This is a genomic window from Microvirga sp. TS319 (assembly GCF_041276405.1).
GTDB lineage: Bacteria > Pseudomonadota > Alphaproteobacteria > Rhizobiales > Beijerinckiaceae > Microvirga.
On the sequence record NZ_JBGGGT010000002.1, the window covers coordinates 4,047,595 to 4,068,585 of the forward strand.

Consider the following 20,991-nt stretch of genomic DNA (forward strand, 5'->3'; position numbering starts at 1 on the left):
GCGGTCTCTAGCTCTTTCGCCAAAGAGCAATAAGATCCCGTTCCTCTCTTCTTTGTCACAGAACTGTCAGTTGCCATGCCGCCGTCCAGACCCGCTCAGAAATCCCTTCAGCACAGGACCATCTCCTCGGCCGTCGCCGAGGAGCTGCGGCGCCGCATCGTGGATGGGGAGTTCGGCGCGGGCTTCCAGCTCCGCCAGGATGCCTTGGCGGCCGAGTTCGGCGTCAGCCGCATTCCGGTCCGCGAGGCCTTGATGCAGCTCGAGGCGGAGGGGCTGGTGAAGATCCATCCCCATCGGGGCGCCATCGTGTCGGAGCTGTCCACCGAGGAGATCGACGAACTCTTCGAACTGAGGGCTTGGCTCGAACCGCGTTTGCTCAAGGCCTCGGCCCCGCATTTGATGGAAGCCGACTACATCCGCCTTAACGAGATTCTGCAGGAATACAGCTCGGAACTGCGGGCCATGCATATCGGCCGCTGGGGCGAACTGAACACCGAGTTCCACATGGTGCTCTATCAGCATGCGAAGCAGCCGCGCTCGCTCGCCATCATCGCGAATCTTCTCCAGGAGAGCGACCGGCACACACGCCTCCAGCTCTCGCTGACGCAGGGCATGGAGCGCGCCGCCGCCGAACATGCCGAAATTCTCGCGTTATGCACGCAAGGCAAGATCGGCGCGGCCTGCACGCTCCTGAAGAAGCATATCGAGGGCGCGGGACAATCCCTGCGAACCTACCTCGAACAGCACCAGAAGGTAAGTGCGAGGAGATAGCGAGGCGGCGATGAAATTCATCAAGCTCTCTGCACTGGTCCTTACGATCCTGCCGGTCGCTACAGCGAGCTTCGCCCTCATGCCGCTCCCGAAGGAGGAGATCGATGCGCTCAACAAGGCGTGGAGGGCGGCCCCATTTCATGTACAGGTCGAGATTCTACAGACCCGACATCCGCCGGGGCTCGACGCCTCCCGCTGTGGCGAGATCACAGCCATCGTGCGCCGATCCTTCAAGGGAGGCGAGCGCCTTCCTTTGGGAACGTCAGTTGCGTTCGACCGCTGCATCACTGTCCTGGACCTCGGGTTCACCGATTTCGACCGGGACTTTCAGCCCAGGCGAAAGCTGGAAGCGGTCCTGGCCGATGATCCCGTCTCCAGCGGCAAATTCGTGATCGTGAGGGGCGGGATGATGCAGATTCGCGAGATCAGCGAGAAGCCTCAGTTGCCACTGGGCGATTAGAGCATCGGACGCAAATGTGGGAACCGGTTTTGCGTGACAGGATGCTCAAGATCACAATGTTAAAGCGTCGGACGTGAGTTCGATTCCACGTCCGACGCTGTAGCAGCGATGCCGGACAAGCCTAAACCGCCGCCTGCCCCCGATATGCTCTTTCGAGCGTATCGATATCGAGCTTGACCATCGTCGGCATCGCCTCTGTGACCCGTCGAATCGCAGGCAGGGAGCGATCGTCTTCGTCGGGCTATTCCCCCGTGTCTAGAATGACCTGAAAGCCACCGAAGATCAGCCGCTTCGTGTCGAAGGGCACGTCGTTTGCGGCGAGCCGGGGATCGCTCATGAGGGTCTTGTAGGCCTCATCGCGCGCCTCCTTGGACGGCCACACGATCCAGGAGAAGACGACGTTCTCGCTCTCGTGGGCTTTCACCGCGCCCTTGAAATCGGTGACCGTGCCGTCGGGCAGATCGTCGCCCCAGCATTCCACGATGCGGATCGCGCCGTATTCCTTGAAGACCGGCGCGGCCTTCGCGGCCGCCTCTCGATAGGCTTCCCGGTTTCCGGACGGCACGGGTATGAGGAATCCGTCGACATAGCTCATGATGTGGTCCTCCGGTCACGCCGCTTCCGGGATCGAGCGGCCTTCGGCCAGGGCGGCGAGCTGGCCCGCGACGATGCCCCACCCTTCGTGGAAGCCCATGGCCTCGTGCTGCTTGAGCGTCTCCTCGTTCCAGTGGCGGACGCGCGCCGTGTAGCGGGTGCCCGCCCCTTCCGGGTCGAAGGTGACGATCACCACCATGAACGGATTCTGCGGAATCCATCCGGCCCTGAAGGCATCGGTGAACACGAGCTTGCGGTTCGGAACGACCTCGAGGAACACCCCCTCCTGGCGCGGGAGGTCGGTGCCGTCGGGGGCCCGCATGGCCATCAGGCCGCGTCCGCCGGGACGCAGGTCCAGATGAGCCTCCGGCGTCGTGTAGGGACGCGGCGCCCACCATTCGGCGGTGCGCTCGGTCCAGACGCGATAGACGGTTTCAGGCGGTGCGTCTATCAGCCGGGCGATCGACAGCTCATGGGCGGCGGTCTCGTTGGTCATGCACTCGCCCCTCCGCTGCGGCCGTGCGTTCTTACGCGTTCGCCATATCGGCCATCGCCGCCTTGGCCGCTTCGACATCCATCCACATCACTTCCCAGATATGGCCGTCCGGATCCTCGAAGCTGCGGCCGTACATGAAGCCGTAATCCTGCTTCGGGCCGGCATCGGCGCGTCCGCCCGCAGCGGCGGCCTTCGCGACGGTTTCGTCGACTTCCTCGCGACTATCGGCCGAGAGGCAAATCAGGACTTCGGTCGTCTCGCGGGCATCGGCGATCTTTTTCGGCGTGAACTGGCGAAACTTGTCGTGGGTCAGCAGCATCGCGTGAATGGTCTCGGAAAGGACCATGCAGCTCGCGGTGTGATCGCTGAACTGCGGGTTCTTGACGGCACCGATGGCCTGATAGAACGCATCGGCTCGATCGAGGTCGGCGACCGGAAGGTTCACGAAAATGAGTTTCGACATGGCTTTCTCCCCTTTGTGGTTTTGACATTGATTTCAGATAAAGTTATAAATTGCAACTATGAAGTTAAAAAAAATAACTAACAGGTCGGAAACACGGCCGCGGCGTCACTACGAGGACGCCTGCGCGGCAGCCCATGCCCTCGACCTCGTGGGAGAGCGCTGGGCCCTGCTGGTCATGCGCGAACTGATGCTCGGACCGAAACGGTTCGGCGATCTGCGCGAGAGCCTGCCGGGCATCAGCGCGAACGTGCTGACCCAGCGGCTCGACGGGTTGGAGGCCGCGGGCGTCCTCGTCCGCCGCAAGCTGCCGCCGCCTGCCTCCGTTCAGGTCTATGAGCTGACGCAGTGGGGCTACGAGAGCGAGCCCATCTTCCAGGCGCTCGGCCGCTGGGCTGCCCGCTCGCCCCTGCACGACCCGACCCTGCCCTTCAGCGCCGCCTCCTTCATCCTGTCGCTGCGGACGATGCTGGATTCGACAAAAGCCGAGGGCCTGGATGCACGAATCGGCTTTCGCCTGAGCGACACAGAAACCTTCCTGGCGCATCTCGCCGATGGGAGGATCGAGATCGCGCGCGGGCCCCTGGACGGTGCGGACCTGATCTTCTCCGGAGCGCCGCCGGTGATGGCGGGCGCTATCTATGGCGGCCAGCCCATGGCCGCGCTGGAAAGCGCAGGCGTGCTGAAGGTGGAGGGCGACAGGGCCCTGGCCGAACGGTTCGTCGGCCTGTTTCCGCTGCCGCCCAAAGCGTCTCTTCCAGCCTGAGAGCGCATCGGAACCGACGAAACACGACAGGGCCCCCGCGCGAGGGATACAAGGGATCAAGGTCCGCCGGCGAGCGACCCCACAACCGCCATCGCCAGCTCGTCGAGATTGACGCGGCCCTTGATCGTCATCGTCTCGGCCTCTCTCATGTCAACGCGCAGGCCCTGGCTTCCCCTTCCGCCTGCCGTCGCAGCTCGGCGACGATCGCCTCGCGCACCTTGTCTTCGAGATTCATGATGGGCTCCGTCACGGGCATCCCGCCCTGGGATTTCCATCCTCTGCGAACGTCCGGGTCCACTTTTTCGCACGATGCGCGAGGAGGGCACGTTCCGCGCTCAGGACGGAAGCTCGCGCTTCCTGAGGGCGCGGAACTCTTCCGCGTCCATGACGCCGCGCCGGTTGTTGCAGGCCTGGCAGGCGAGAACGAGATTGGCGGGAGTGAGCGGCCCGCCCACGGAGCGCGGCACCACGTGATCGAGCGTCGCGAGAGCGGGCGAGCGGCTCAAGCCCTTCGCCAGATGGTGCGTTTCGACGCCGCAATAGACGCAGCAGCCACCGTCAAGGGCGAAAATCGTCTCGAACAGCTTGATGCGTTGCGCGGCTTTCATGGAGGGGAACCAGGGAGAGATCGGGTGGTTGCTCTTGGCACGGAACAGAACTTGGCACGAAAGAGGAGACCGAGCCATGGTAGACACCCGCCGCAGGAACCGGAACCCCTATAACGACGACAACGGCTATGGCGACGTTCCGACCGGCGCCGTCGGCTTTCGCGGCGAAGGCCGGGAATATCCGGGCGGCTATGGCAGCGATGCCGACGAGTTTTCCGGAGGTGTGGTCGATGACGGCCATGGCGGACCTCGCGACGACGAAGGCTTTGCGCCCTCCTACAGCCGCTACCGTTCGGGTCTCGGCGCTCTCGGAGATCGCGACCCGGACGATCCGGAACTGCGTAGCGGGCGCGACATGGGTCGCCATATGGGCCGCGGCATGTCAGGTCCGCACCGCGGGCGCGGCCCGAAAGGTTACAGACGCTCCGACGAGCGCATTCACGAGGACGTATGCGAACGCCTGACGGAGGACCGCTTCATCGATGCCTCGAACGTCGAGGTGACGGTCAAGGACGGCGAGGTGACGCTCTCCGGCACCGTAGCGAGCCGCGGCCTCAAATATCGTGCCGAGGACCTCGCCGAGCTCGCCTCGGGCGTGCATCATGTGCAGAACAACCTGCGCGTGGAAAGCATCGCGTCATGACCTTGCGCTCTTTGCCGGAACGGTGCGGCGGTCCGCTGTCTCGGCCGGATCTTTTTGAGGCCGAATAACCGGGAGCATGCGCGTCGGGCAGGAATCGTTTCTCTTTAGACGAATTCCCTTGGCCGCGGCCTTGCTTTAGCAAGCAAAGGTCTCAGGACCTCGGGACAGGCGCTTCCATCCGCTCTTCGGTGATCTGCTCATGTTCGGTATCTCGGTTTTCGATCTGGCCTGGCTGGTGGTGGCATTGCTTGCCGCCGGTGCCCTCACCGGGCTTCTGGCGGGCGTGTTCGGCGTCGGCGGCGGCGCCGTGGCGGTGCCGATCCTCTACGAGCTGTTCCGGATCCTGGTGGTGCCCGACGAGGTGCGCATGCCGCTATGCGTCGGCACCTCGCTCGCGATCATCATCCCGACCTCGATCCGCTCCTTCAACGCACACCGCGCCAAAGGCGCGGTCGACATGTCGATCCTCAAGGTCTGGGCCGTGCCGGTCGTGGTGGGCGTCGTGCTCGGCAGCGTCATCGCACGCTACGCGCCCGCCGACCTGTTCAAGGGCGTGTTCGTGGTGGTGGCGGGCTTTTCGGCGATCCGGCTGCTCTTCGGCAAGGACACCTGGCGACTCGGCCTCGACATGCCGGACCGGCCCGTCATGGTGGCCTATGGCGGGCTCATCGGCGTGCTCTCCGCCCTCATGGGGATCGGTGGCGGCCAGCTCTCGAACCTGTTCATGACCTTCTACAACCGGCCCATTCACCAGGCGGTGGCGACCTCCTCGGGCTTAGGCATCCTGATCTCGATCCCCGGCGCGATCGGCTACATCTATGCGGGCTGGCCGCACATGGCCGATTACCCGGACGTCACGGCGTTCCAGCCACCGCTGGCGCTGGGTTATGTCTCGCTGATCGGCCTGCTGCTGTTCATCCCCACCAGCGCCTGGATGGCGCCGGTCGGCGCGCGGCTCGCTCACCGCCTCTCCAAGCGCCGGCTCGAACTCGCCTTCGGGATCTTTCTCGTGCTCGTCTGCGCCCGCTTCGCCGCGAGCCTCATCGCCTAAGGCACCTCGGGAGGCGGCGTCGGGTGGATGACGGGCTTGTCCGGCTCTGGGGGCTGCTCCGGAATCGGCGAGGGAACTCTCGGCGCGTCCGGCGGCACGGGGGTTTCGGGCGGCGTCGGCATGCCTGGAACCGGCTCCGTCGGCGGCGGTTTCGGATAGAATTCGTCGGGCTGCGGGCGACTACTGGCAATCGCGGTCAAGGAAGCCTTCTCCTCATCGTTTCACCGGACAACCGTCCGGGAAGACGAAAAGTTCGGCGGGGCGGCCGTTCACCGCTCCTTGACCTAACGCCGAACCGCCTGCGCGCGATGGCTTGACCTCCCCGGCATTTGCCGTCAGGACGGACTCCCGATCACGCACACACGGTGTCGAACCATGCGCTTTCCGAAATCGCTCAGCCTCGCCACGCTGTTTCTCGCTGGTGCAGGGGCTGGTTCGGCTCAGGCGGCGGATCCGTTCTTCACCCTCCTGCCCGAAAGCCCCTCGGGCTGGATCGTGACGCTCAAAGCCAATCTGCAGGCGCAGCCCGCTTTTCCCGGCGCGGACGATCTGAGCTTCATCGGCTATCCGTCCTTGAGCCTGCGCCGCGCGGGAACGGTGGAGCGCTTCAGCGCTCCCGACGATGGATTGAGCTTCTCCGTCCTCGACGCCTCGGCGCTGCGCTTCGGCGTGGTCGGCCGCTTTGTCGGGGGACGCTACCTGCAGGATGACAGGCGACTCGTCGGCCTCGACAAGATCAACTGGGCCATCGAACCGGGACTTTTCGTGGAGTACTGGCCCGTCGATTTCCTGCGCGCCCGCGCCGAGATTCGCCACGGCATCAACGGGCATGACGGCTTCGTGGCCGATCTGGGACTCGATCTGGTGCAGACCTTCGGAGCCTTCACGGTCTCGGCGGGCCCGCGCCTGTCGCTCGGCGACGGGGAGTTCACGCGCACCTATTTCGGCGTGACGCCCGAGGAGGCGGCACTCAACGGACAGGTCTGGGCCTATCGTCCGTCCGGCGGCATCACGTCCGTCGGAGCGATCGCGAGCGCGTCCTACAACTGGTCGGAGCAATGGGCCACGACGGCTTTCGTGTCCTACAAGCGCCTGGTGGGCGACGCGGCGGACAGCCCGATCGTTCAGGAATTCGGCTCCGAGAACCAGATCGGTCTCGGCCTCACCATCTCCTATTCCTTCGCCGTGGGTCGGTGAGGTTGAAACGCACCGCGCCCGAAGAGACCTTCGGGCGCCGTACTTCTTGATCTTAGAGCGTCTGACGTGACATCGAGCTCACGTCCGACGCTTTAACATTTTGATCTTGAGCATCGGATTGATCCCAAAAGTGGATTCCAATTTTCCCGTTCGATGCTCTCCTTGCTCGAGCATCTTTTCACGCAAAACCGGTTCCCACTTTTGCGTTCGATGCCCTAGGCCGCGAGATGAGCCGACGGCGTCTCGCCGCGATAGATGCAGCCTTCCGACGAGCCCGACATGCCGCGCTTGAGCTCGACTTCCTCGAGGTTCGGGAAGCGTTCCTTCACGTTGCGCCAGATATAAGTCGTGATGTTCTCGAGCGAGGCGAGGCCGATCTCGTCCTGCTTGAGATCGAGGTTGGCATGGTCGAGGCCTGTGCCGTGATCGCCCTTCAGTTCCTTGATGTAGTTCTCGACGTCATAGAGATTGACCGGCCAGCCATAGACCTCGTCGATCAGGCCGCCGAAGGTCAGCCGCGCGATGAACGTGTGGCCGTGCAGCCCGGAATAGGGATGCACCGAATGGGCGGCTTCGAACGTGAATTCGCAGTAGGTCTTCATGGGTCTTCCTCTGGTTTGTGATGGGATTGACCGCTCGCGTCAGGCGACTTCGGCTTTTCGCCGCTTCGTCGCGAGCATGTGGACGAGTTCGGAGGCAGGCTTGGGCCGTCCGAAGTAATATCCTTGGACCTCGGTGCATCCGGCTGCCGTGATCTGAAGGAATTGGTCCTCCGTCTCGACACCCTCGGCGACGGTCGACATGCCGAGGCTTGCGCCCAGTCCCGCGATCGAGCGCACGATCGCCAGGCAATCCGCCCGGGAGGAGAGCTCGCGCACGAAGCTCTGGTCGATCTTGATCTTGTCGAACGGGAAGCTGCGCAGATAGCTCAGCGAGGAATAGCCCGTGCCGAAATCGTCCATGGCGATGCGCACGCCCATGCGGCGCAGCTGATGCAAGGTCGCGACGGTCAGTTCGTTGTCCTGCAGAAGAACAGACTCGGTGACCTCCAGCTCCAGGCGATCCGGCGCCAGCCCTGAGCGGGCGAGCGCGCGGCTCACGCTCTGGACGAGGGTCTTGTTGCGGAACTGCACGGGCGAGAGGTTCACCGCGACCTTGATCCCTCTCGGCCATCCGGTGGCCACTATGCAGGCCTGCTCCAGCACCCAGTCGCCCAGGGGCGAGATCAGTCCGATGTCTTCGGCGACCGGGATGAATTCGGCAGGCGAGATCATGCCGCGCTCGGGGTGCTGCCAGCGCAGAAGCGCCTCGTAGCCTCCGATCTCGTTCGCCCGCACATCGACCTGCGGCTGGAAATACAGCTCGAACTCGCGGTTTACGAGAGCCTTGCGCAGATCGGTTTCGAGCAAGCGGCGGGCCTGCAGCTCCGCATCCATCTCCGGCTCGAAGAAGCGATAGGTCGCCCGGCCGTCGGCCTTGGCGCGGTAGAGCGCAAGGTCCGCCTGCTTGAGCAGCTGATCGGGCGAGAGGTTGCCCTCGGAGGCGACCGCGATGCCGATGCTGGTGCCGATGACGATTTCCTGGCCCTCGAGATCGTAAGGCATGCTCACCGCTTCGACGATGCGCGTGGCGAGAGTCGCACAATCCTGCTGATCGTCGATGGCGAGCTGCAGGATCGCGAATTCGTCGCCGCCGAGTCGCGCGACCACGTCCTGCGGACGGATGCAGCTGCGCAGCCTCTCGGCCACCAGCTTGAGCAGAGCATCGCCGGTCTCGTGGCCGAGAGAATCGTTCACGTCCTTGAAGCGGTCGAGGTCGAGGCAGAGAACCGCCATCTTCAGCCGCTCGCGCCCGGTTTCGGTGAGGGCGTGTTCCAGCTGCTGGCGGAAGAGCACACGGTTGGCGAGATCGGTGAGCGCATCATGATGAGCCATGTAGGCGATCTGCGATTCCGCCTGCCGGCGCTCCGTGATGTCCTCGTATGTCGCCACCCAGCCGCCATTGGACATGGGCTGATGGGAGATGGCGAAGGTCTGCCCGTCGGGCTCCTCGTGGATGAAGCCGAACTGCTGCCTCTTGAGCATGAGTTCCTGCTGTTCGGCCACGATGCCGCGCAAGGGGCTCACTTCCTCGCGATCCTGCGCCTCCGCCTGGCCGATCAGATGGCCGAGCGTGACGCCGGGCTGCACGGTCCTGTCGATGCCGAAGAGTTCCGCGAAACGCGCGTTGAAAACGATGATGCGGTCGGAGCCGTCCACCATGCACAGGCCGTGGGACATGTTGTTGAGCGCCGCATCGAAGCGCTCGTTCTGCATCCTGAGCTCGTGCTCCTGGGCCTGGAGCGCCTCGTTACGGAGCTGCAGCTCCTCATAGGCGCTGCTGAGAGCCTTGTTGGTCCTCTCCAGTTTCGCCGAGATGTTCTCGAAATTGTCGGCGTAAAGCCGCAGTTCGTTGTGCGCCCGTTCCAGGAGCCGGTTGTGCCATCCCAGCAGGGCCAGCAGGAACAGGCCGAAGACGATCAGGCCGGCCGCCAGACTGGAGAACATCCAGTGCAGGCGGATCAGTTCGTGCTGATCCTGCTCGGCGCGCTGTCCGCCGTAATGATTGGCCGCGGACGCGAGGCCCGCGAGCTTGATCTCCAGCGGTTCCAGCACCTTGAGGGCCGCCATCGCGGCATCAGGCCCGTCCAGATGATCGATGGTGGGCTGGATCGCCTTCAGGGCCTTGTCCAGCTCCTGGGCCACGGCGAGCCATTCGGGCGCGGAATAGAGAAATTCCCGGAAATCGCCCGCGAAGAGCAGGTTCGTTCGGCTGACGATGATGTCGTATCGAAGCGAGACCTCGTCCTGAGAGACCGTTGGATCATGGGCCGCGAAGGCGCTCAGGCGCTGCTCCAGGCGCGTGAACTCGTGCACGGCCTGAGCGGCGTGCCAGGGCGTGTTGTAGCGCGCGACATGCTTGAGGACATCCTGGCGCTCGACGATGAGAATCGAGATGTAGGCTGCGGACACGATGAAGCCGGCAATGACGACGGCAAGCACCAGTTTGAGCGTGCGCAGCGACAAACGAAATTCTCCGAAGCGCTCAGGGGGCGTTACTTCACGACGATCTTGGAGACCTGCCACACCGAGCGGCCGTAATAGGTCTGGTGCTGCAGATCGGGATCGGAATCGAAGGGATAGATGATGAAGATAGGGCCCTTGTCACGGACGGATATGTACTCGCCGTTCACTTTGAGTGCGAAAAGGACCTTGTACTTTCTGACATCCGCGACAGGGATGTCGCTGCTGTAGTCGTTGAGGGCGATCACCATGAGGTGCTCGCCCGAGGCTCCAAGCCTGTCCAGGATCTTCGCGATCGGGATCCCCTCGAATTTCGTCGGCTCGGAATACCAGGGAGTCGTGGTCGTGAAGGTTTCCAGGCCCATGGCCTCCAGCATGGGCCGGTCGAACTCCGCCGTATCGCCCTTGTTGGTGACTTTGATCTTGCCGGAAATGGTGAGAATGGGTTTTTCCGTGGGCGCCGGAAGCGGTGCGGCTTCCGCAACTGCAGCCCCAAACCATGCCGAGAGCGCGACGAGCGCACATAAGAAAAGAGCTCTCGCTTTGAACTTAGACATCATCAGCCCCATCATAGTGCTCAGTAAATACACGCTTATATGGGGTGTGGTAAAACTTTATTTATCGGGACAGACGAGACCTTCGTACACACCCAACTATGTAACATGTTCGTTCCTGCGCTCAGGCCTCTCGCCCGACATCGCCTCAGCCATCGCTTTCTCTCGGTCAAAGGCCGGAGCGACTGCGATTTCCAGCCACCCTGCCGCTTCGGCAAGGCGGCTGGAATCGAGGATATGCAAGGCGTTCAGGCCCTGAGCGGCTTCAGGCCCGCCTCGATCTCGGCGCGCCGCGGCTCCAGGAAAGGCGGCAGGGCGAGACTTTCGCCGAGCGCCTCCATGGGCTCGTCCGTGGCGAAGCCGGGACCATCGGTGGCGATCTCGAACAGAATGCCGTTGGGCTCGCGGAAATAGAGGCTGCGGAAATAATAGCGGTCCACCGGGCCGCTCGACGGCGCGCGCAGGCTCTGCAGCCGCTCCCAGCACTCCTGATAGGTCTGCTCGTTCGGAGTGCGGAACGCCACGTGATGCACACCGCCGGCACCCGGCTGCGCGAACGGCAGATCGGGCTCCACGGCCATGTGCAGTTCCGCGGCAGGCCCGCCCTCGCCCATCTCGAACACATGGACGGGCGTGTCGCCGATGCGATACTCGCGGGCCGCCCGCATGTCCATGGCGGCGGTCAGCACGAGAGCCGTGCGTTCGGGCTTCGGAACGCTGATGGTGATAGGGCCGAGGCCCCGGATCTGGTATTCCGCCGGGACGGGGCTGCGCTCCCACGGATGCGCCTCGCCCCGCCCGCCGTCATCGATGAGGCTCAGGCGCTGGCCTTCGAAATCCTCGAAATCGAGAACGAGCCGGCCATCGCGCTCGGCGACCGGCTGATGCGCGATATCGAGGGAGGCCAGGCGGTCCTTCCACCATTGCAGCGCCTTCTCGCCGTTCACGCGAAGACCCGTGCGCGTGATGCTGTGGGTGCCGCGCCGCTCGGGCGCCACCGGCCAGTCGAAGAAGGTGATGTCGGTGCCGGGCGTGGCCCTCCCGTCCGCATAGAAGAGGTGATAGGCGCTCACGTCGTCCTGGTTCACGGTCTTCTTCACGAGCCGCATACCGAGCGCCTGGGTGTAGAAGGCGTGGTTGCCGGACGCGTCGGCCGTGACGGCGGTGAGATGATGAATTCCGGTCAGTTTCATGGGAATGCTCCATGGGTGTTGACCGGAAGATAGGGCCGGGACGTCAGGATCGCGACCCTGCCGCGCGCCAAGGGAACTTTGCTCAAATGCAAGGACTTGGCCGCTCTCAAGCCAAATCCTTGCAGCTTTGAAAAGACGGGTGTCGGGCGGCCCGTTAGGCAGCCTTGGCGCGCAGATCGTCTGGCGTCACCTCCGGCGGAATCGGGCAGAGATAGGCCCTTCCGCCCGTGCGCTCCTTCAGCTCCGCCTTCGCGCGGACGATGATGTCGGGATTGCGCAGGCAATCGGCCGCCGTGGAGGCCATGGCCTTGGCGGCGAGCACCATGCCCTTGTGGGCCGCTGGCAGGTTGCCCTGGGCGACGAGCTGCCAGGTGTGGAACGGGGTTCCGATGGCGAAACAGGCCGCATGGCACTGCACGGTCGGGACGATCCAGCTCACGTCGCCGACATCCGTGGTGCCCATCTGGACCACCTCCCGGGTCGGCATGCAGAGCAGGCCGTCATGCAGCACCTCGGTGGCGAGCGAACGATCGTGCGGGGTGACGCTCGCGAGGATTTCCTCCTTCGTGAGCGCCTTCTTCTGCAGCTCGCCCGCGAAGGCATAATCCGTCTCGTCGAAGCCCGGGCCGCCGAGGCGCTTCATGTTCTCGTACATGACCTCCTGCAGCACCTTGTTGGGCACGACGTTCGAGGTCGCATCCGTGATCTGCACGGTGAAGGACGTCTCGGTCATCAGGGAGGCGCCTTCTGCGATTTTCTTCACGCGCTCGAACAGGCGCTCCGCGTCCGGCAGATGCGGCGAGCGCACGAGATAGAGCGATTCCGCGTAGGCCTGCACCACGTTCGGCGCGTCGCCGCCTGTGTTGGTAATGGCGTAATGCACGCGCGCGTCGGAGGGCATGTGCTCGCGCATGTAGTTCACGCCCACATTCATGAGCTCCACTGCGTCAAGCGCGCTGCGGCCCACATGCGGAGCCGCCGCCGCATGGGCGGCGCGGCCCGTGAAGCGGAAATAGGCCTGGATACAGGCGAGCGACGAGGTGGTCTGCACTTCGTTGACCACGCTCGGATGCCAGCAGAAGGCGGCGTCGAGATCGTCGAACAGGCCCTCGCGGGCCATGAAGGTCTTGCCGGAGCCGCTCTCCTCGGCCGGACAGCCGTAATAGCGCACCGTGCCGGCGATGCCCTCCGCTTCCAGCGCGTCCTTGAGCGCCACTGCGGCCAGCGCCGAACCGGAACCCAGGAGGTTGTGCCCGCAGCCGTGCCCCGGCGTGCCCTTCGTGGTCGGCCGGTGCTCGGTCAGGCCCGACACCTGGGCAAGATCGGGCAGCGCATCGAACTCGCCCAGAATGCCCACGATGGGGCCGCCTTTGCCGTATTCGGCCACGAAGGCGGTGGCCATGCCGCCCACGTTCTTCGTGATCCGGAAGCCCTCGCGCTCCAGCATGGCGATCTGCTCGGCGACCGAGCGATGCTCCTCGAAAGCGAGTTCCGGCATCGCCCAGATGCGGTCGCTCAGGGCGCAGTAATCGGCGGCCTTCGCATTCACGCGACGTACGATTTCATCAAGGCTCAAGGGATCGTTCTGCATGGCGGGACTGTCTCTTCAATGGTGCGTGGCGGGCAACCTATCTCCGGTTCGCCCAATGGGAAAGAGCCGTGCGTCTCAGGCTTCAATGCCGTTCATGCGCGCACGGCGCTCCTGGTCCGCGCGCACGGCAAGCCTGTTCCTGAGCCTAGTGTTCTCGCGCCGCAACGTCTCGATCTCTCCACGCAGCTGGCGCATCCGTGCCTCGGCGGCGCGGGCGTGGTCGATGCCGTATTCATAGACGGTCCTGACGATGACGTCGCCGGGGCGGATGCGCGGCTGCGGGCGAAAGATCTCGCCCCAGCTGGTTCCCATCGCCCTGATGTGCCGGTGCGCGGCCAGCGCCGCCGCCGCCCGCTCGCCGGCATGATCCGACCCCAGCATCCCCAGGATGCGGACGAGTTTGAGCCGATCGCCTTCCTTCATGCTGCCCCCTTTCCGTTCATCCTCAATGTGTCGTCGAGGCAAAGGAAAAGAAGCGCGAAAGGCGCAGATCCCGTAGAACCGGAGGGCCCTTGCTCGAATCTCCGGGTGTGATATCCGGTCTATATTCCCGGACAATCCGCCTTCACCCCGTCGCGAACAGGTCGCGGGTGTCCGGCGCGGCGACCGGCTCCTCGAAGGCGTTCGGATCTCCCGGACCCGTCTCCCAGCCCAGATCCGGCAGAGCGATGATGCGAAGCCCGCGCGGGTCGTTGCGGGTCACGACGATGTTGCGGCTCTCCATATAGGCGATGAGACGGCGCGCACGGCCCGGCGAGCGGCTGCCGCAGGCGCGCGCGATCTCGCCGTCCGGCGGGCACGCGGAGCTTTCCATCGCGGCGCGGGCGAGCAGCAGATAAACGCCCTGAATGTCCTCCTCCAGCGCGCCCGCGAAGGCGACCGCGCGGTCCCATTCGGTGCCCTCGGCCGTCGCCGTATCGACGCCCGCGCGGGCGACCGCGAGGCGGCGGCGGAAAGTGTTGAGATTCAAGGGCTCGCCGGGAATGCGGCGGATGCGGCAGCGCACGAGGAAATCCTGATAGAGCACAGCCACGGACCGGAAGGCGGCCTCGGGATCGTCCAGGATCTCGCGCAGGATCGCATCGAGAGCCGCCTCGCGCTCAGCCTTCGTCTCCGCAGTGACCTCCTCGGCCTGGGGCTCCGGCGTGGCCGCCGCGCGGGTGCGGGCGAGCTGGGCCAGAAGATCGTTGGTGGACGGCGCCGGCGGCGGAGGCGGGGTGCGGCGCGGCAGGGCCGGGCGGGCGGCCATCTCGTCCTCGCCGGCCTTGAAGATGAGGTCGCGCGCATCCTCCCTCTGCTGCTCGGGCAGCGGCATGAGCTTGAAGGAGCCCGAGCGGGCGGCGGTCTCCACCTCGCCGATGCGGATCGGCAGCGGGCGGCGCGAGAGCGCAGGGCCGAGCGCCACGAAATGGCCGCGCTCGAGATCGCGGAACATCTCGGCCTGGCGGCGCTCCATGCCCAGAAGGTCGGCGGCGCGGGCCATGTCGATATCAAGGAAGGTGCGGCCCATGAGGAAGTTCGAGGCTTCCGCCGCCACGTTCTTGGCGAGTTTCGCCAGACGCTGGGTGGCGATGATGCCCGCAAGCCCACGCTTGCGGCCGCGGCACATGAGGTTGGTCATGGCCCCGAGCGAGACCTTTCTGGCCTCGTCCGACACCTCGCCCGCGGCGGCCGGGGCGAAGAGCTGTGCCTCGTCCACGACCACGAGCATCGGATACCAGAAATCGCGCTCCGCATCGAAGAGACCGCCCAGGAAGGCGGCGGCGCAGCGCATCTGCGCCTCGGCGTCGAGGCCCTCCAGGCTCAGGACCACCGAGACCCGGTGCTGGCGCACCCGGGCGGCGATGCGCTGGATGTCGCCCTCGCTGCGGGAGGCGTCCACCACCACATGGCCGAACCTGTCGGCGAGCGTGACGAAATCACCTTCGGGGTCGATGACGGCCTGCTGGACCAGGGATGCGCTCTGCTCGAGAAGGCGGCGCAGGAGGTGAGATTTGCCGGATCCGGAATTACCCTGGACGAGCAGACGCGTCGCCAGAAGCTCTTCCAGATCGAGCTGGGCCCTTTGTCCTCCGGGGGTGGAGGAAACCGCCCCCATGTCGATCCCGACCTTCATCAGCCTCCCTCTTCCATGTTCGAAATTCGTTCCGGTCCTAGAGCATCGGACCCGAAAGGGGAATGCCCTTCAGGCTCGATCCGCTAACACGGCAAGGCTCGTGAAAGTGCCCGGGACGGCGGGTTCCTCCACAGGCAAGCCCCGCTATCCCCAGGCATGACGCCGCAGGTTTGATGGAAACCAGCCACGTTTCCGGCCACGACCAAGGCCAAGCTGGGATTCTCGCACAAGCTTCGGAGGAATCCGTGCCGCCGCATGTCCTGGCCCCTGGCGTCCTTTCCTTCCTGCCCGCCGGTCGGGACGTGCCGGTTTTCAAAGCGCTCGGTCGCCGCCCGATCCTCGATCAAGGAGCCGATCTCGGCCCGCCCCCGGCCGCGGAGCAGCGGGCCGAGACCGTCTTCGAGACGACCGGGATCATCCTCGTTCTGCTGATCGTCCTCGGCGCCGCGTGGATCCTGATTCGCAGGCGGGTCTGAGATGCATGAGGTCCACGCTCTCGAGCACTTCTTCACGGAAAAACCGGTCCCCGCTTCCCGCGTTCGGTGCCTTCCAGCATCCGACGTGGAATCGAATCCACATCCGATGCTGTAGGTCTATGTTCTTGTGAGCATCTTTTCACGCAAAACCGGTTCCCACTTTTGCGTTCGGTGCTCTAATCGGCGATCGCCGCTTCCGCCGCCCTCGCGGCGCCGCCGCGCAGGGGCCGCTCCTCCATGGCGAACAGGAAGGCCAGCGCCAGGCCGAAGCCCGCGACGGCGGCGACGAAGACATAGGCGAAGATGCTGCCGAGATCGATGCCGCTCTGCGCCGCCGCGCCGGCCAGGCTCTCGAAGCTCGCCGCTCCCGAGAGCCCCGCGCCGCTGAGCACGATGGCGCCGAAGACCGCCACGATGAGGGCGCCGCCGAGGGACCGGAAGAAATTGGCCGTTCCCGTAGCGGTGCCGAGTTCGTGCGGCAGCACCGCGTTCTGAATCGCGACCGTCGAGACCGGAAGCAGCGTGCCGAGCCCGATGCTGATGACCGCGAGCAGAACCTCGACCATGACGAGAGGCAGGGTGTGGGCGAAAGCCGCGAGCAGGCCGGTCGCCACCATGGCGACGAGGAGGCCGATCATGGGCAGGCGCTTGTAATGTTTCACCCTGGCCATGCTGCGCCCGGAGATCGTGGCGCCGCAGACGGTGCCGGCCATGAGCGGGATGAGCGCCAGCCCCGACATGGAAGCGGAGAGACCGCGCACGGCCTCGAAATAGACCGGCAGATAGATGGTGAGCCCGATATAGGTGCCCATGCCGAAGCAGGCGGAGAGCACGCCCATGCGCACGACGGGATTGTGCAGCACGCCCGGCGGGATCAGGGGCTCCGGCGCGAGGCGCATGCGGATCGCGAACAGGCCCCACAAAACCAGTGAGCCCAGGACGAGGCCGAAGATCGGCAGGGAGAGCCAGGGATAGCGCAGGCCGCCCCAGCTCAGGGCCAGGAGCAGCGAGACCGTGGCGCTCACGAGCAGCAGGGCGCCGAGGAGGTCGAGCTTGTGGGGGCGGTCGTGGCGCGGCAGTTTCTTGAGGCTGTGGGAGACCAGGAAGAAGGCGACGAGGCCGAGCGGCAGATTGATCCAGAAGATCACCGACCAGTGCAGGTGCTCCGCGAAGAACCCGCCGAGCACCGGGCCGATGAGGCTCGACGTCATGAAGACGCTGGCGAAATAGACCTGGTACTTTCCCCTGTCCCGGGGAGCCACGATATCTGCCACGATGGTCTGAGCAAGCGCGATGAGGCCGCCTCCCCCGAGACCCTGCAGGCCGCGCGCGAGAATGAGCATGAGCATGCTGGGCGCGGCCGCGCAGGCGATCGAGCCGAGGATGAAGATCACGATGCCGATCAGCATGGTGCCCCGCCGTCCGTGGCTGTCGCTGAACTTGCCGTAGAGCGGCGTGACCGCCGTGGAGGTCAGGAGATAGACCGTCACCACCCAGGGCAGGTGCTCGAGATCGCCGAGCTCGCGGCCGATGGTGGGCAGCGCCGTCGCGATGATGGTCTGGTCGAGGGCCGCCAGCAGCATCGCGAGCATGATGCCGACGATGATGGTGCGGATCTCGGCGTGGCTCAGGGCCGGAGCTGCATGGCCTCTCGTGGCCTTGGGGACTGGCTGATCCATCTTCATCCTTCGCGGTTGGGCTAGCCCGTCTAGGAGATCGGCGCGGGTTTGTCTCAAATCCTTTTGCAGGGCAGATATGCGCCGGAAGTGGCGGCCGCCGGCTCCGGACGCACCGGAAGAGCGACGCCGTCGCTGGAGAGAACGGTTCACGCAACCGGGTGTTTCCCATGAGTGCCTGAAAGGACCGACAGGATGCTTCGAACCTGGAGTCTTGTGACCCTCGGTCTGGCTGCCCTGAGCCTGGGCCCCTCCTTCGCCCATGTCCTGGAGGCGCCGCCGCGCCTGATCGCGTGGCCGCCAGAGCTGTGGCGCGAGGCAACGGTCTTCAACGGCCAGTTCGCACTCTTCGCCCTCGTCGGCGGCCCTCTCGACGTCGCGGCCATCGCGGCAACGGCCTTCCTGGTCTTTCTGCTGCGGCGCGACCTGGAGCGCCGGAGGCCGGCCCTGGCAAGCTGCCTGCTCTTCGCGCTGAGCCTCGCCGTCTGGTTCGCCTGGGTCTGGCCTGCGAACAACGTGCTCGCCACGTGGCGGCCCGGACCAATACCCGAAGACTTTGCCGCGATCCGCGACCGGTGGGAGACGGGGCACATGGCGGTGGCGGCCCTCAAGTTCATCGGCTTCGTGGCGACGGCGCTCGCGGTTGTGCCGCGCACAAGGCCCTTGCCCAAAACCTCGCGGTCACGCTAGCTGGTTGTCTGTTTCGCACCGAGCCCATGACCGTCCGCACCAAGCTCTCCCTCGCCCAGGCCCGCCGCATCGCCCTCGCCGCCCAAGGATTTCACGAGGCGCGGCCGGAGGGCGCGAATGCCCGCCACGTGAAACGCCTGCTGAAGCGCTCGCACCTTCTGCAGATCGATTCGGTGAACGTGCTGGTGCGCGCCCACTACATGCCGCTGTTCTCCCGGCTCGGAACCTATGACCGGGATCTGCTCGAAAAGCTCGCCTATCATCGAAGGAAGCGGGAGACCTTCGAGTACTGGGGCCACGAAGCCTCTCTGATATCCCTCGATCTTCACCCTCAGTTCCGCTGGCGCATGGCGCGCGCCGCCAGGGGCGAAGGGATCTATGGCGGCCTCGCGCGATTCGGCCGGGAGAAGCGCGGCTTCATCGAGGAGGTGCGGCGGGAGATCCAGGCGCGAGGGCCCATCGGAGCCGGCGACCTCTCCATTGGCGGCAAGAGCCAGGGCGCCTGGTGGGGCTGGAGCGACGGCAAGCGCGCCCTCGAATGGCTGTTCTGGGCTGGAGAGGTGACGACCGCAACGCGGCGGGGCTTCGAGCGCATCTACGACCTGCCGGAGCGGGCCTTGCCGTCGGACGTGCTGAACACGGCCACGCCCGCCGAGGATGAAGCACAGCGCGAGCTGCTGAGGCGCTCGATCCGCGCCCTGGGGATCGCCTCGGAGCGCTGCCTGCGCGATTATTTCCGCCTGGAGGCGCAGGACGCGAAGGCCCGCATCCCCGAGCTCGTGGAAGCGGGCGATCTCGTCCCCGTCACCGTCGAGAGTTGGAACGGGCCGGTCTACCTCGATCCGCAGGCGAGATTTCCGCGCCGGATCGAAGCACGCTCCCTCGTCTCGCCCTTCGATCCCATCGTCTGGGAGCGCACGCGCACGGAGCGCCTGTTCGATTTCCGGTACCGGATCGAGATCTACACGCCCGCCGAAAAGCGCGAATTCGGCTATTACTGTCTGCCCTTCCTGCTCGGCGAAAGGATCGTCGGCCGCCTGGACCTGAAGGCCGACCGCTCCCGGGGCGCTCTCGTGGTCCACTCGATCCACCCCGAGGCCTCCATCGCGCCCGAGGAGATCGCCCCCGCTCTGAGCGAGGAGCTTCGCCTGATGGCCGAATGGCTGGGGCTGACCCGCATCGACGCGCCCAAGGCATGGCGCGGACGGCTCGGGCTCTGACCTTAAGGTCCGACATGGCCTCGCCGGATCGCCTCCCGCCCCTATTTCCGGCGGGCATGAACAGGTATTTCTCCCCCATCAGAAGCCTGTGGCTTCGCCTCCGGCTGAACGAAATCGGGCCGCTCGTCTCCATGGCCGCCTGCGGCCTGTTCGCCTGGGCCTTCATCGCGCTGGCCGGCGAGGTTCTCGAGGGCGAGACCCACGCCTTCGACAGCGTCGTCCTTTTGGCCCTGCGCAATCCCCAAAATCTCGCCGACCCCATCGGCCCCGGCTGGCTGGAGGAATCGGCACGGGACTTCACGGGGCTCGGCGGCTACGCGATCCTCACCTTACTGACGGCCGCGACGGTCGCCTATCTGCTGATGGCGGGAAAGCGCGCCGCCGCCCTGCTCGTGCTCGCATCCGTCATCGGCGGCGCTCTGCTCTCGGCAGGCCTCAAGCTCGGCTTCGAGCGGCCCCGGCCCGACCTCGTTCCCCATGCCACGCGGGTCTACACGGCGAGCTTCCCGAGCGGCCATGCCATGCTGTCGGCCATCACCTATCTGACGCTCGGGGCCCTGCTCGCCCGGGTGGAGAGAAGCCGCCGCATCAAGGCCTTCATCATGGGTCTCGCCATCGTCCTGACTCTCCTGGTCGGGACAAGTCGCGTCTATCTCGGCGTGCACTGGCCGAGCGACGTGCTGGCCGGCTGGGCCGTAGGGGCGGCCTGGGCATCCCTCTGCTGGTTCGTGGCCCTGCAATTGCAGCGCAAGGGCCAAGTGGAGAAGCCGGGCGAGACCTCCCTTCCGCCCGAGGCCGACCGGACATGACGGAGGACGAAAAGCCCGTCCGGAAGATCCCGGGAAAGGTCACCCCGGCCTATCTCCAGCGGGCGGCGCTCGCCTATCTCGAACGCTATGCATCCTCGGCCGAGAATCTGCGCCGCGTCCTCCGGCGCAAGGCCGACAGGCGCTGCCGCCTGCGCGGCGAGGATCCGGCGGCGTTTCACGACATGATCGACGAGGTGGTGGCCAAAAGCCTGCGCACTGGTCTTATCGACGACACCCGCTACGCGGAGGCCCGCGTGGCTACCCTACGCCGCCGCGGCGGTTCGGCGCGCGCCATCCAGGCGAAGCTCTCGGCCAAGGGCGTCGACCGCGGCACCATCGCGGCCGCGCTCGAAGGCGGCGAGGAGGAGGACGAGGACAAGGCCGCCCATGCCTTCGCCCGCCGCCGCAAGCTCGGTCCCTATCGCCCCGGCGAGCGAGCACCCTACCGCGACAAGGACCTTGCGGCCATGGCGCGCGCCGGGTTCCGCTTCGACGTGGCGCGCAGCGTCATCGAGGGCGAGGGAGACGATCCCCCCTCCTGAAGGAGCACATCGTTCT

General features: G+C 65.4%; 24 protein-coding genes. 12 read left to right on the forward strand and 12 right to left on the reverse strand.

The genetic code is table 11. The features are described 5' to 3' along the window. The first annotated feature begins 75 nt into the window (after positions 1–75). Positions 76–771, forward strand: a complete 696-nt coding sequence (locus AB8841_RS28445) for a GntR family transcriptional regulator (RefSeq protein ID WP_370439092.1) — start codon at positions 76–78, stop codon at positions 769–771. Positions 772–781: 10 nt separating this feature from the next. Continuing rightward, positions 782–1,231: a hypothetical protein gene (locus AB8841_RS28450; protein ID WP_370439093.1), complete on the forward strand. Its 450-nt coding sequence runs from the start codon at positions 782–784 to the stop codon at positions 1,229–1,231. Between the two features lie 241 nt (positions 1,232–1,472). Here the strand turns inward: AB8841_RS28450 and AB8841_RS28455 are convergent, their stop codons facing one another. The 3 genes from AB8841_RS28455 to AB8841_RS28465 are packed head-to-tail and all read right to left on the reverse strand — an operon-like array spanning position 1,473 to position 2,784. Beyond that, entirely contained in the window at positions 1,473–1,826 is a 354-nt protein-coding gene (locus AB8841_RS28455; RefSeq protein ID WP_370439094.1) for a DUF1428 domain-containing protein, read from the reverse strand. Positions 1,827–1,841: 15 nt separating this feature from the next. Then, complete coding sequence (locus AB8841_RS28460) at positions 1,842–2,321, reverse strand: SRPBCC family protein (protein WP_370439095.1); 480 nt, start codon at positions 2,319–2,321, stop codon at positions 1,842–1,844. 31 nt (positions 2,322–2,352) lie between these two features. Then, entirely contained in the window at positions 2,353–2,784 is a 432-nt protein-coding gene (locus AB8841_RS28465; RefSeq protein WP_370439096.1) for a VOC family protein, read from the reverse strand. Positions 2,785–2,842: 58 nt separating this feature from the next. On the opposite strand from AB8841_RS28465, the gene AB8841_RS28470 reads away from it, so the two are divergent. Continuing rightward, positions 2,843–3,547 carry a winged helix-turn-helix transcriptional regulator gene (locus tag AB8841_RS28470; protein ID WP_370439097.1) on the forward strand — a complete coding sequence of 235 codons (705 nt, stop codon included), beginning with the start codon at positions 2,843–2,845 and terminating at the stop codon, positions 3,545–3,547. A gap of 335 nt (positions 3,548–3,882) precedes the next feature. Here AB8841_RS28470 and AB8841_RS28475 read toward each other — a convergent pair whose 3' ends face one another. Further along, positions 3,883–4,233: an HNH endonuclease gene (locus tag AB8841_RS28475; protein WP_370439098.1), complete on the reverse strand. Its 351-nt coding sequence runs from the start codon at positions 4,231–4,233 to the stop codon at positions 3,883–3,885. Between AB8841_RS28475 and AB8841_RS28480 the strand changes: the two genes are divergently transcribed. The 4 genes from AB8841_RS28480 to AB8841_RS28495 all read left to right on the forward strand — a co-directional run bounded on the left by AB8841_RS28480 (position 4,232) and on the right by AB8841_RS28495 (position 7,046). Then, the gene (locus AB8841_RS28480; RefSeq protein ID WP_370439099.1) at positions 4,232–4,798 is read left to right on the forward strand and encodes a BON domain-containing protein; all 567 of its coding nucleotides are present in this window, start codon (positions 4,232–4,234) and stop codon (positions 4,796–4,798) included. The genes AB8841_RS28475 and AB8841_RS28480 overlap by 2 nt on opposite strands. A 199-nt stretch (positions 4,799–4,997) precedes the next feature. Continuing rightward, the gene (locus AB8841_RS28485) at positions 4,998–5,849 is read left to right on the forward strand and encodes a sulfite exporter TauE/SafE family protein (RefSeq protein WP_370439100.1); all 852 of its coding nucleotides are present in this window, start codon (positions 4,998–5,000) and stop codon (positions 5,847–5,849) included. 36 nt (positions 5,850–5,885) lie between these two features. Next, positions 5,886–6,008, forward strand: coding sequence for a hypothetical protein (locus AB8841_RS28490; protein ID WP_370439101.1), 123 nt, complete (start codon positions 5,886–5,888; stop codon positions 6,006–6,008). 216 nt (positions 6,009–6,224) lie between these two features. Then, complete coding sequence (locus tag AB8841_RS28495; protein ID WP_370439102.1) at positions 6,225–7,046, forward strand: MipA/OmpV family protein; 822 nt, start codon at positions 6,225–6,227, stop codon at positions 7,044–7,046. 215 nt (positions 7,047–7,261) lie between these two features. Here the strand turns inward: AB8841_RS28495 and AB8841_RS28500 are convergent, their stop codons facing one another. The 7 genes from AB8841_RS28500 to AB8841_RS28530 all read right to left on the reverse strand — a co-directional run bounded on the left by AB8841_RS28500 (position 7,262) and on the right by AB8841_RS28530 (position 15,562). Continuing rightward, positions 7,262–7,648 carry a 6-carboxytetrahydropterin synthase gene (locus AB8841_RS28500; protein ID WP_370439103.1) on the reverse strand — a complete coding sequence of 129 codons (387 nt, stop codon included), beginning with the start codon at positions 7,646–7,648 and terminating at the stop codon, positions 7,262–7,264. Between the two features lie 39 nt (positions 7,649–7,687). After that, positions 7,688–10,111: a putative bifunctional diguanylate cyclase/phosphodiesterase gene (locus AB8841_RS28505; RefSeq protein WP_370439104.1), complete on the reverse strand. Its 2,424-nt coding sequence runs from the start codon at positions 10,109–10,111 to the stop codon at positions 7,688–7,690. Positions 10,112–10,140: 29 nt separating this feature from the next. After that, positions 10,141–10,668 carry a molybdopterin-dependent oxidoreductase gene (locus AB8841_RS28510; RefSeq protein WP_370439105.1) on the reverse strand — a complete coding sequence of 176 codons (528 nt, stop codon included), beginning with the start codon at positions 10,666–10,668 and terminating at the stop codon, positions 10,141–10,143. A gap of 242 nt (positions 10,669–10,910) precedes the next feature. Further along, entirely contained in the window at positions 10,911–11,855 is a 945-nt protein-coding gene (locus AB8841_RS28515) for a ring-cleaving dioxygenase (protein WP_370439106.1), read from the reverse strand. Between the two features lie 154 nt (positions 11,856–12,009). After that, a complete protein-coding gene (locus tag AB8841_RS28520; protein WP_370439107.1) occupies positions 12,010–13,446 on the reverse strand; it encodes a M20 family metallopeptidase in 1,437 nt (478 codons plus the stop codon). Between the two features lie 75 nt (positions 13,447–13,521). Next, positions 13,522–13,869, reverse strand: a complete 348-nt coding sequence (locus AB8841_RS28525) for a hypothetical protein (RefSeq protein ID WP_370439108.1) — start codon at positions 13,867–13,869, stop codon at positions 13,522–13,524. Positions 13,870–14,011: 142 nt separating this feature from the next. Beyond that, positions 14,012–15,562 (reverse strand): helicase HerA domain-containing protein, encoded by a 1,551-nt coding sequence (locus AB8841_RS28530; RefSeq protein WP_370439109.1) that lies wholly within the window; start codon positions 15,560–15,562, stop codon positions 14,012–14,014. A 245-nt stretch (positions 15,563–15,807) separates the two neighbouring features. On the opposite strand from AB8841_RS28530, the gene AB8841_RS28535 reads away from it, so the two are divergent. Then, positions 15,808–16,038 (forward strand): hypothetical protein, encoded by a 231-nt coding sequence (locus AB8841_RS28535; RefSeq protein WP_370439110.1) that lies wholly within the window; start codon positions 15,808–15,810, stop codon positions 16,036–16,038. A gap of 176 nt (positions 16,039–16,214) precedes the next feature. On the opposite strand, the gene AB8841_RS28540 is transcribed toward AB8841_RS28535, so the two are convergent. Beyond that, positions 16,215–17,717: an MDR family MFS transporter gene (locus tag AB8841_RS28540; protein ID WP_370439111.1), complete on the reverse strand. Its 1,503-nt coding sequence runs from the start codon at positions 17,715–17,717 to the stop codon at positions 16,215–16,217. A 192-nt stretch (positions 17,718–17,909) separates the two neighbouring features. On the opposite strand from AB8841_RS28540, the gene AB8841_RS28545 reads away from it, so the two are divergent. The 4 genes from AB8841_RS28545 to AB8841_RS28560 are packed head-to-tail and all read left to right on the forward strand — an operon-like array spanning position 17,910 to position 20,975. Next, positions 17,910–18,404 carry a DUF1772 domain-containing protein gene (locus AB8841_RS28545; RefSeq protein WP_370439112.1) on the forward strand — a complete coding sequence of 165 codons (495 nt, stop codon included), beginning with the start codon at positions 17,910–17,912 and terminating at the stop codon, positions 18,402–18,404. 26 nt (positions 18,405–18,430) lie between these two features. Beyond that, positions 18,431–19,624, forward strand: a complete 1,194-nt coding sequence (locus AB8841_RS28550; RefSeq protein WP_370439113.1) for a winged helix-turn-helix domain-containing protein — start codon at positions 18,431–18,433, stop codon at positions 19,622–19,624. A gap of 14 nt (positions 19,625–19,638) precedes the next feature. Next, complete coding sequence (locus tag AB8841_RS28555) at positions 19,639–20,433, forward strand: phosphatase PAP2 family protein (protein ID WP_370439114.1); 795 nt, start codon at positions 19,639–19,641, stop codon at positions 20,431–20,433. Continuing rightward, positions 20,430–20,975 (forward strand): regulatory protein RecX, encoded by a 546-nt coding sequence (locus AB8841_RS28560; protein ID WP_370439115.1) that lies wholly within the window; start codon positions 20,430–20,432, stop codon positions 20,973–20,975. Before AB8841_RS28555 ends, AB8841_RS28560 begins: the two co-directional genes overlap by 4 nt. Positions 20,976–20,991: the final 16 nt, after the last annotated feature.

Coding starts and splice junctions, on each gene's coding strand:
- AB8841_RS28445 (WP_370439092.1), top strand. CDS start 76: ATGCCGCCGTCCAGACCCGCTCAGAAATCCCTTCAGCACAGGACCATC.
- AB8841_RS28450 (WP_370439093.1), top strand. CDS start 782: ATGAAATTCATCAAGCTCTCTGCACTGGTCCTTACGATCCTGCCGGTC.
- AB8841_RS28455 (WP_370439094.1), bottom strand. CDS start 1,826: ATGAGCTATGTCGACGGATTCCTCATACCCGTGCCGTCCGGAAACCGG.
- AB8841_RS28460 (WP_370439095.1), bottom strand. CDS start 2,321: ATGACCAACGAGACCGCCGCCCATGAGCTGTCGATCGCCCGGCTGATA.
- AB8841_RS28465 (WP_370439096.1), bottom strand. CDS start 2,784: ATGTCGAAACTCATTTTCGTGAACCTTCCGGTCGCCGACCTCGATCGA.
- AB8841_RS28470 (WP_370439097.1), top strand. CDS start 2,843: ATGAAGTTAAAAAAAATAACTAACAGGTCGGAAACACGGCCGCGGCGT.
- AB8841_RS28480 (WP_370439099.1), top strand. CDS start 4,232: ATGGTAGACACCCGCCGCAGGAACCGGAACCCCTATAACGACGACAAC.
- AB8841_RS28475 (WP_370439098.1), bottom strand. CDS start 4,233: ATGGCTCGGTCTCCTCTTTCGTGCCAAGTTCTGTTCCGTGCCAAGAGC.
- AB8841_RS28485 (WP_370439100.1), top strand. CDS start 4,998: ATGTTCGGTATCTCGGTTTTCGATCTGGCCTGGCTGGTGGTGGCATTG.
- AB8841_RS28495 (WP_370439102.1), top strand. CDS start 6,225: ATGCGCTTTCCGAAATCGCTCAGCCTCGCCACGCTGTTTCTCGCTGGT.
- AB8841_RS28500 (WP_370439103.1), bottom strand. CDS start 7,648: ATGAAGACCTACTGCGAATTCACGTTCGAAGCCGCCCATTCGGTGCAT.
- AB8841_RS28510 (WP_370439105.1), bottom strand. CDS start 10,668: ATGATGTCTAAGTTCAAAGCGAGAGCTCTTTTCTTATGTGCGCTCGTC.
- AB8841_RS28515 (WP_370439106.1), bottom strand. CDS start 11,855: ATGAAACTGACCGGAATTCATCATCTCACCGCCGTCACGGCCGACGCG.
- AB8841_RS28520 (WP_370439107.1), bottom strand. CDS start 13,446: ATGCAGAACGATCCCTTGAGCCTTGATGAAATCGTACGTCGCGTGAAT.
- AB8841_RS28525 (WP_370439108.1), bottom strand. CDS start 13,869: ATGAAGGAAGGCGATCGGCTCAAACTCGTCCGCATCCTGGGGATGCTG.
- AB8841_RS28530 (WP_370439109.1), bottom strand. CDS start 15,562: ATGAAGGTCGGGATCGACATGGGGGCGGTTTCCTCCACCCCCGGAGGA.
- AB8841_RS28540 (WP_370439111.1), bottom strand. CDS start 17,717: ATGGATCAGCCAGTCCCCAAGGCCACGAGAGGCCATGCAGCTCCGGCC.
- AB8841_RS28545 (WP_370439112.1), top strand. CDS start 17,910: ATGCTTCGAACCTGGAGTCTTGTGACCCTCGGTCTGGCTGCCCTGAGC.
- AB8841_RS28550 (WP_370439113.1), top strand. CDS start 18,431: ATGACCGTCCGCACCAAGCTCTCCCTCGCCCAGGCCCGCCGCATCGCC.
- AB8841_RS28555 (WP_370439114.1), top strand. CDS start 19,639: ATGGCCTCGCCGGATCGCCTCCCGCCCCTATTTCCGGCGGGCATGAAC.
- AB8841_RS28560 (WP_370439115.1), top strand. CDS start 20,430: ATGACGGAGGACGAAAAGCCCGTCCGGAAGATCCCGGGAAAGGTCACC.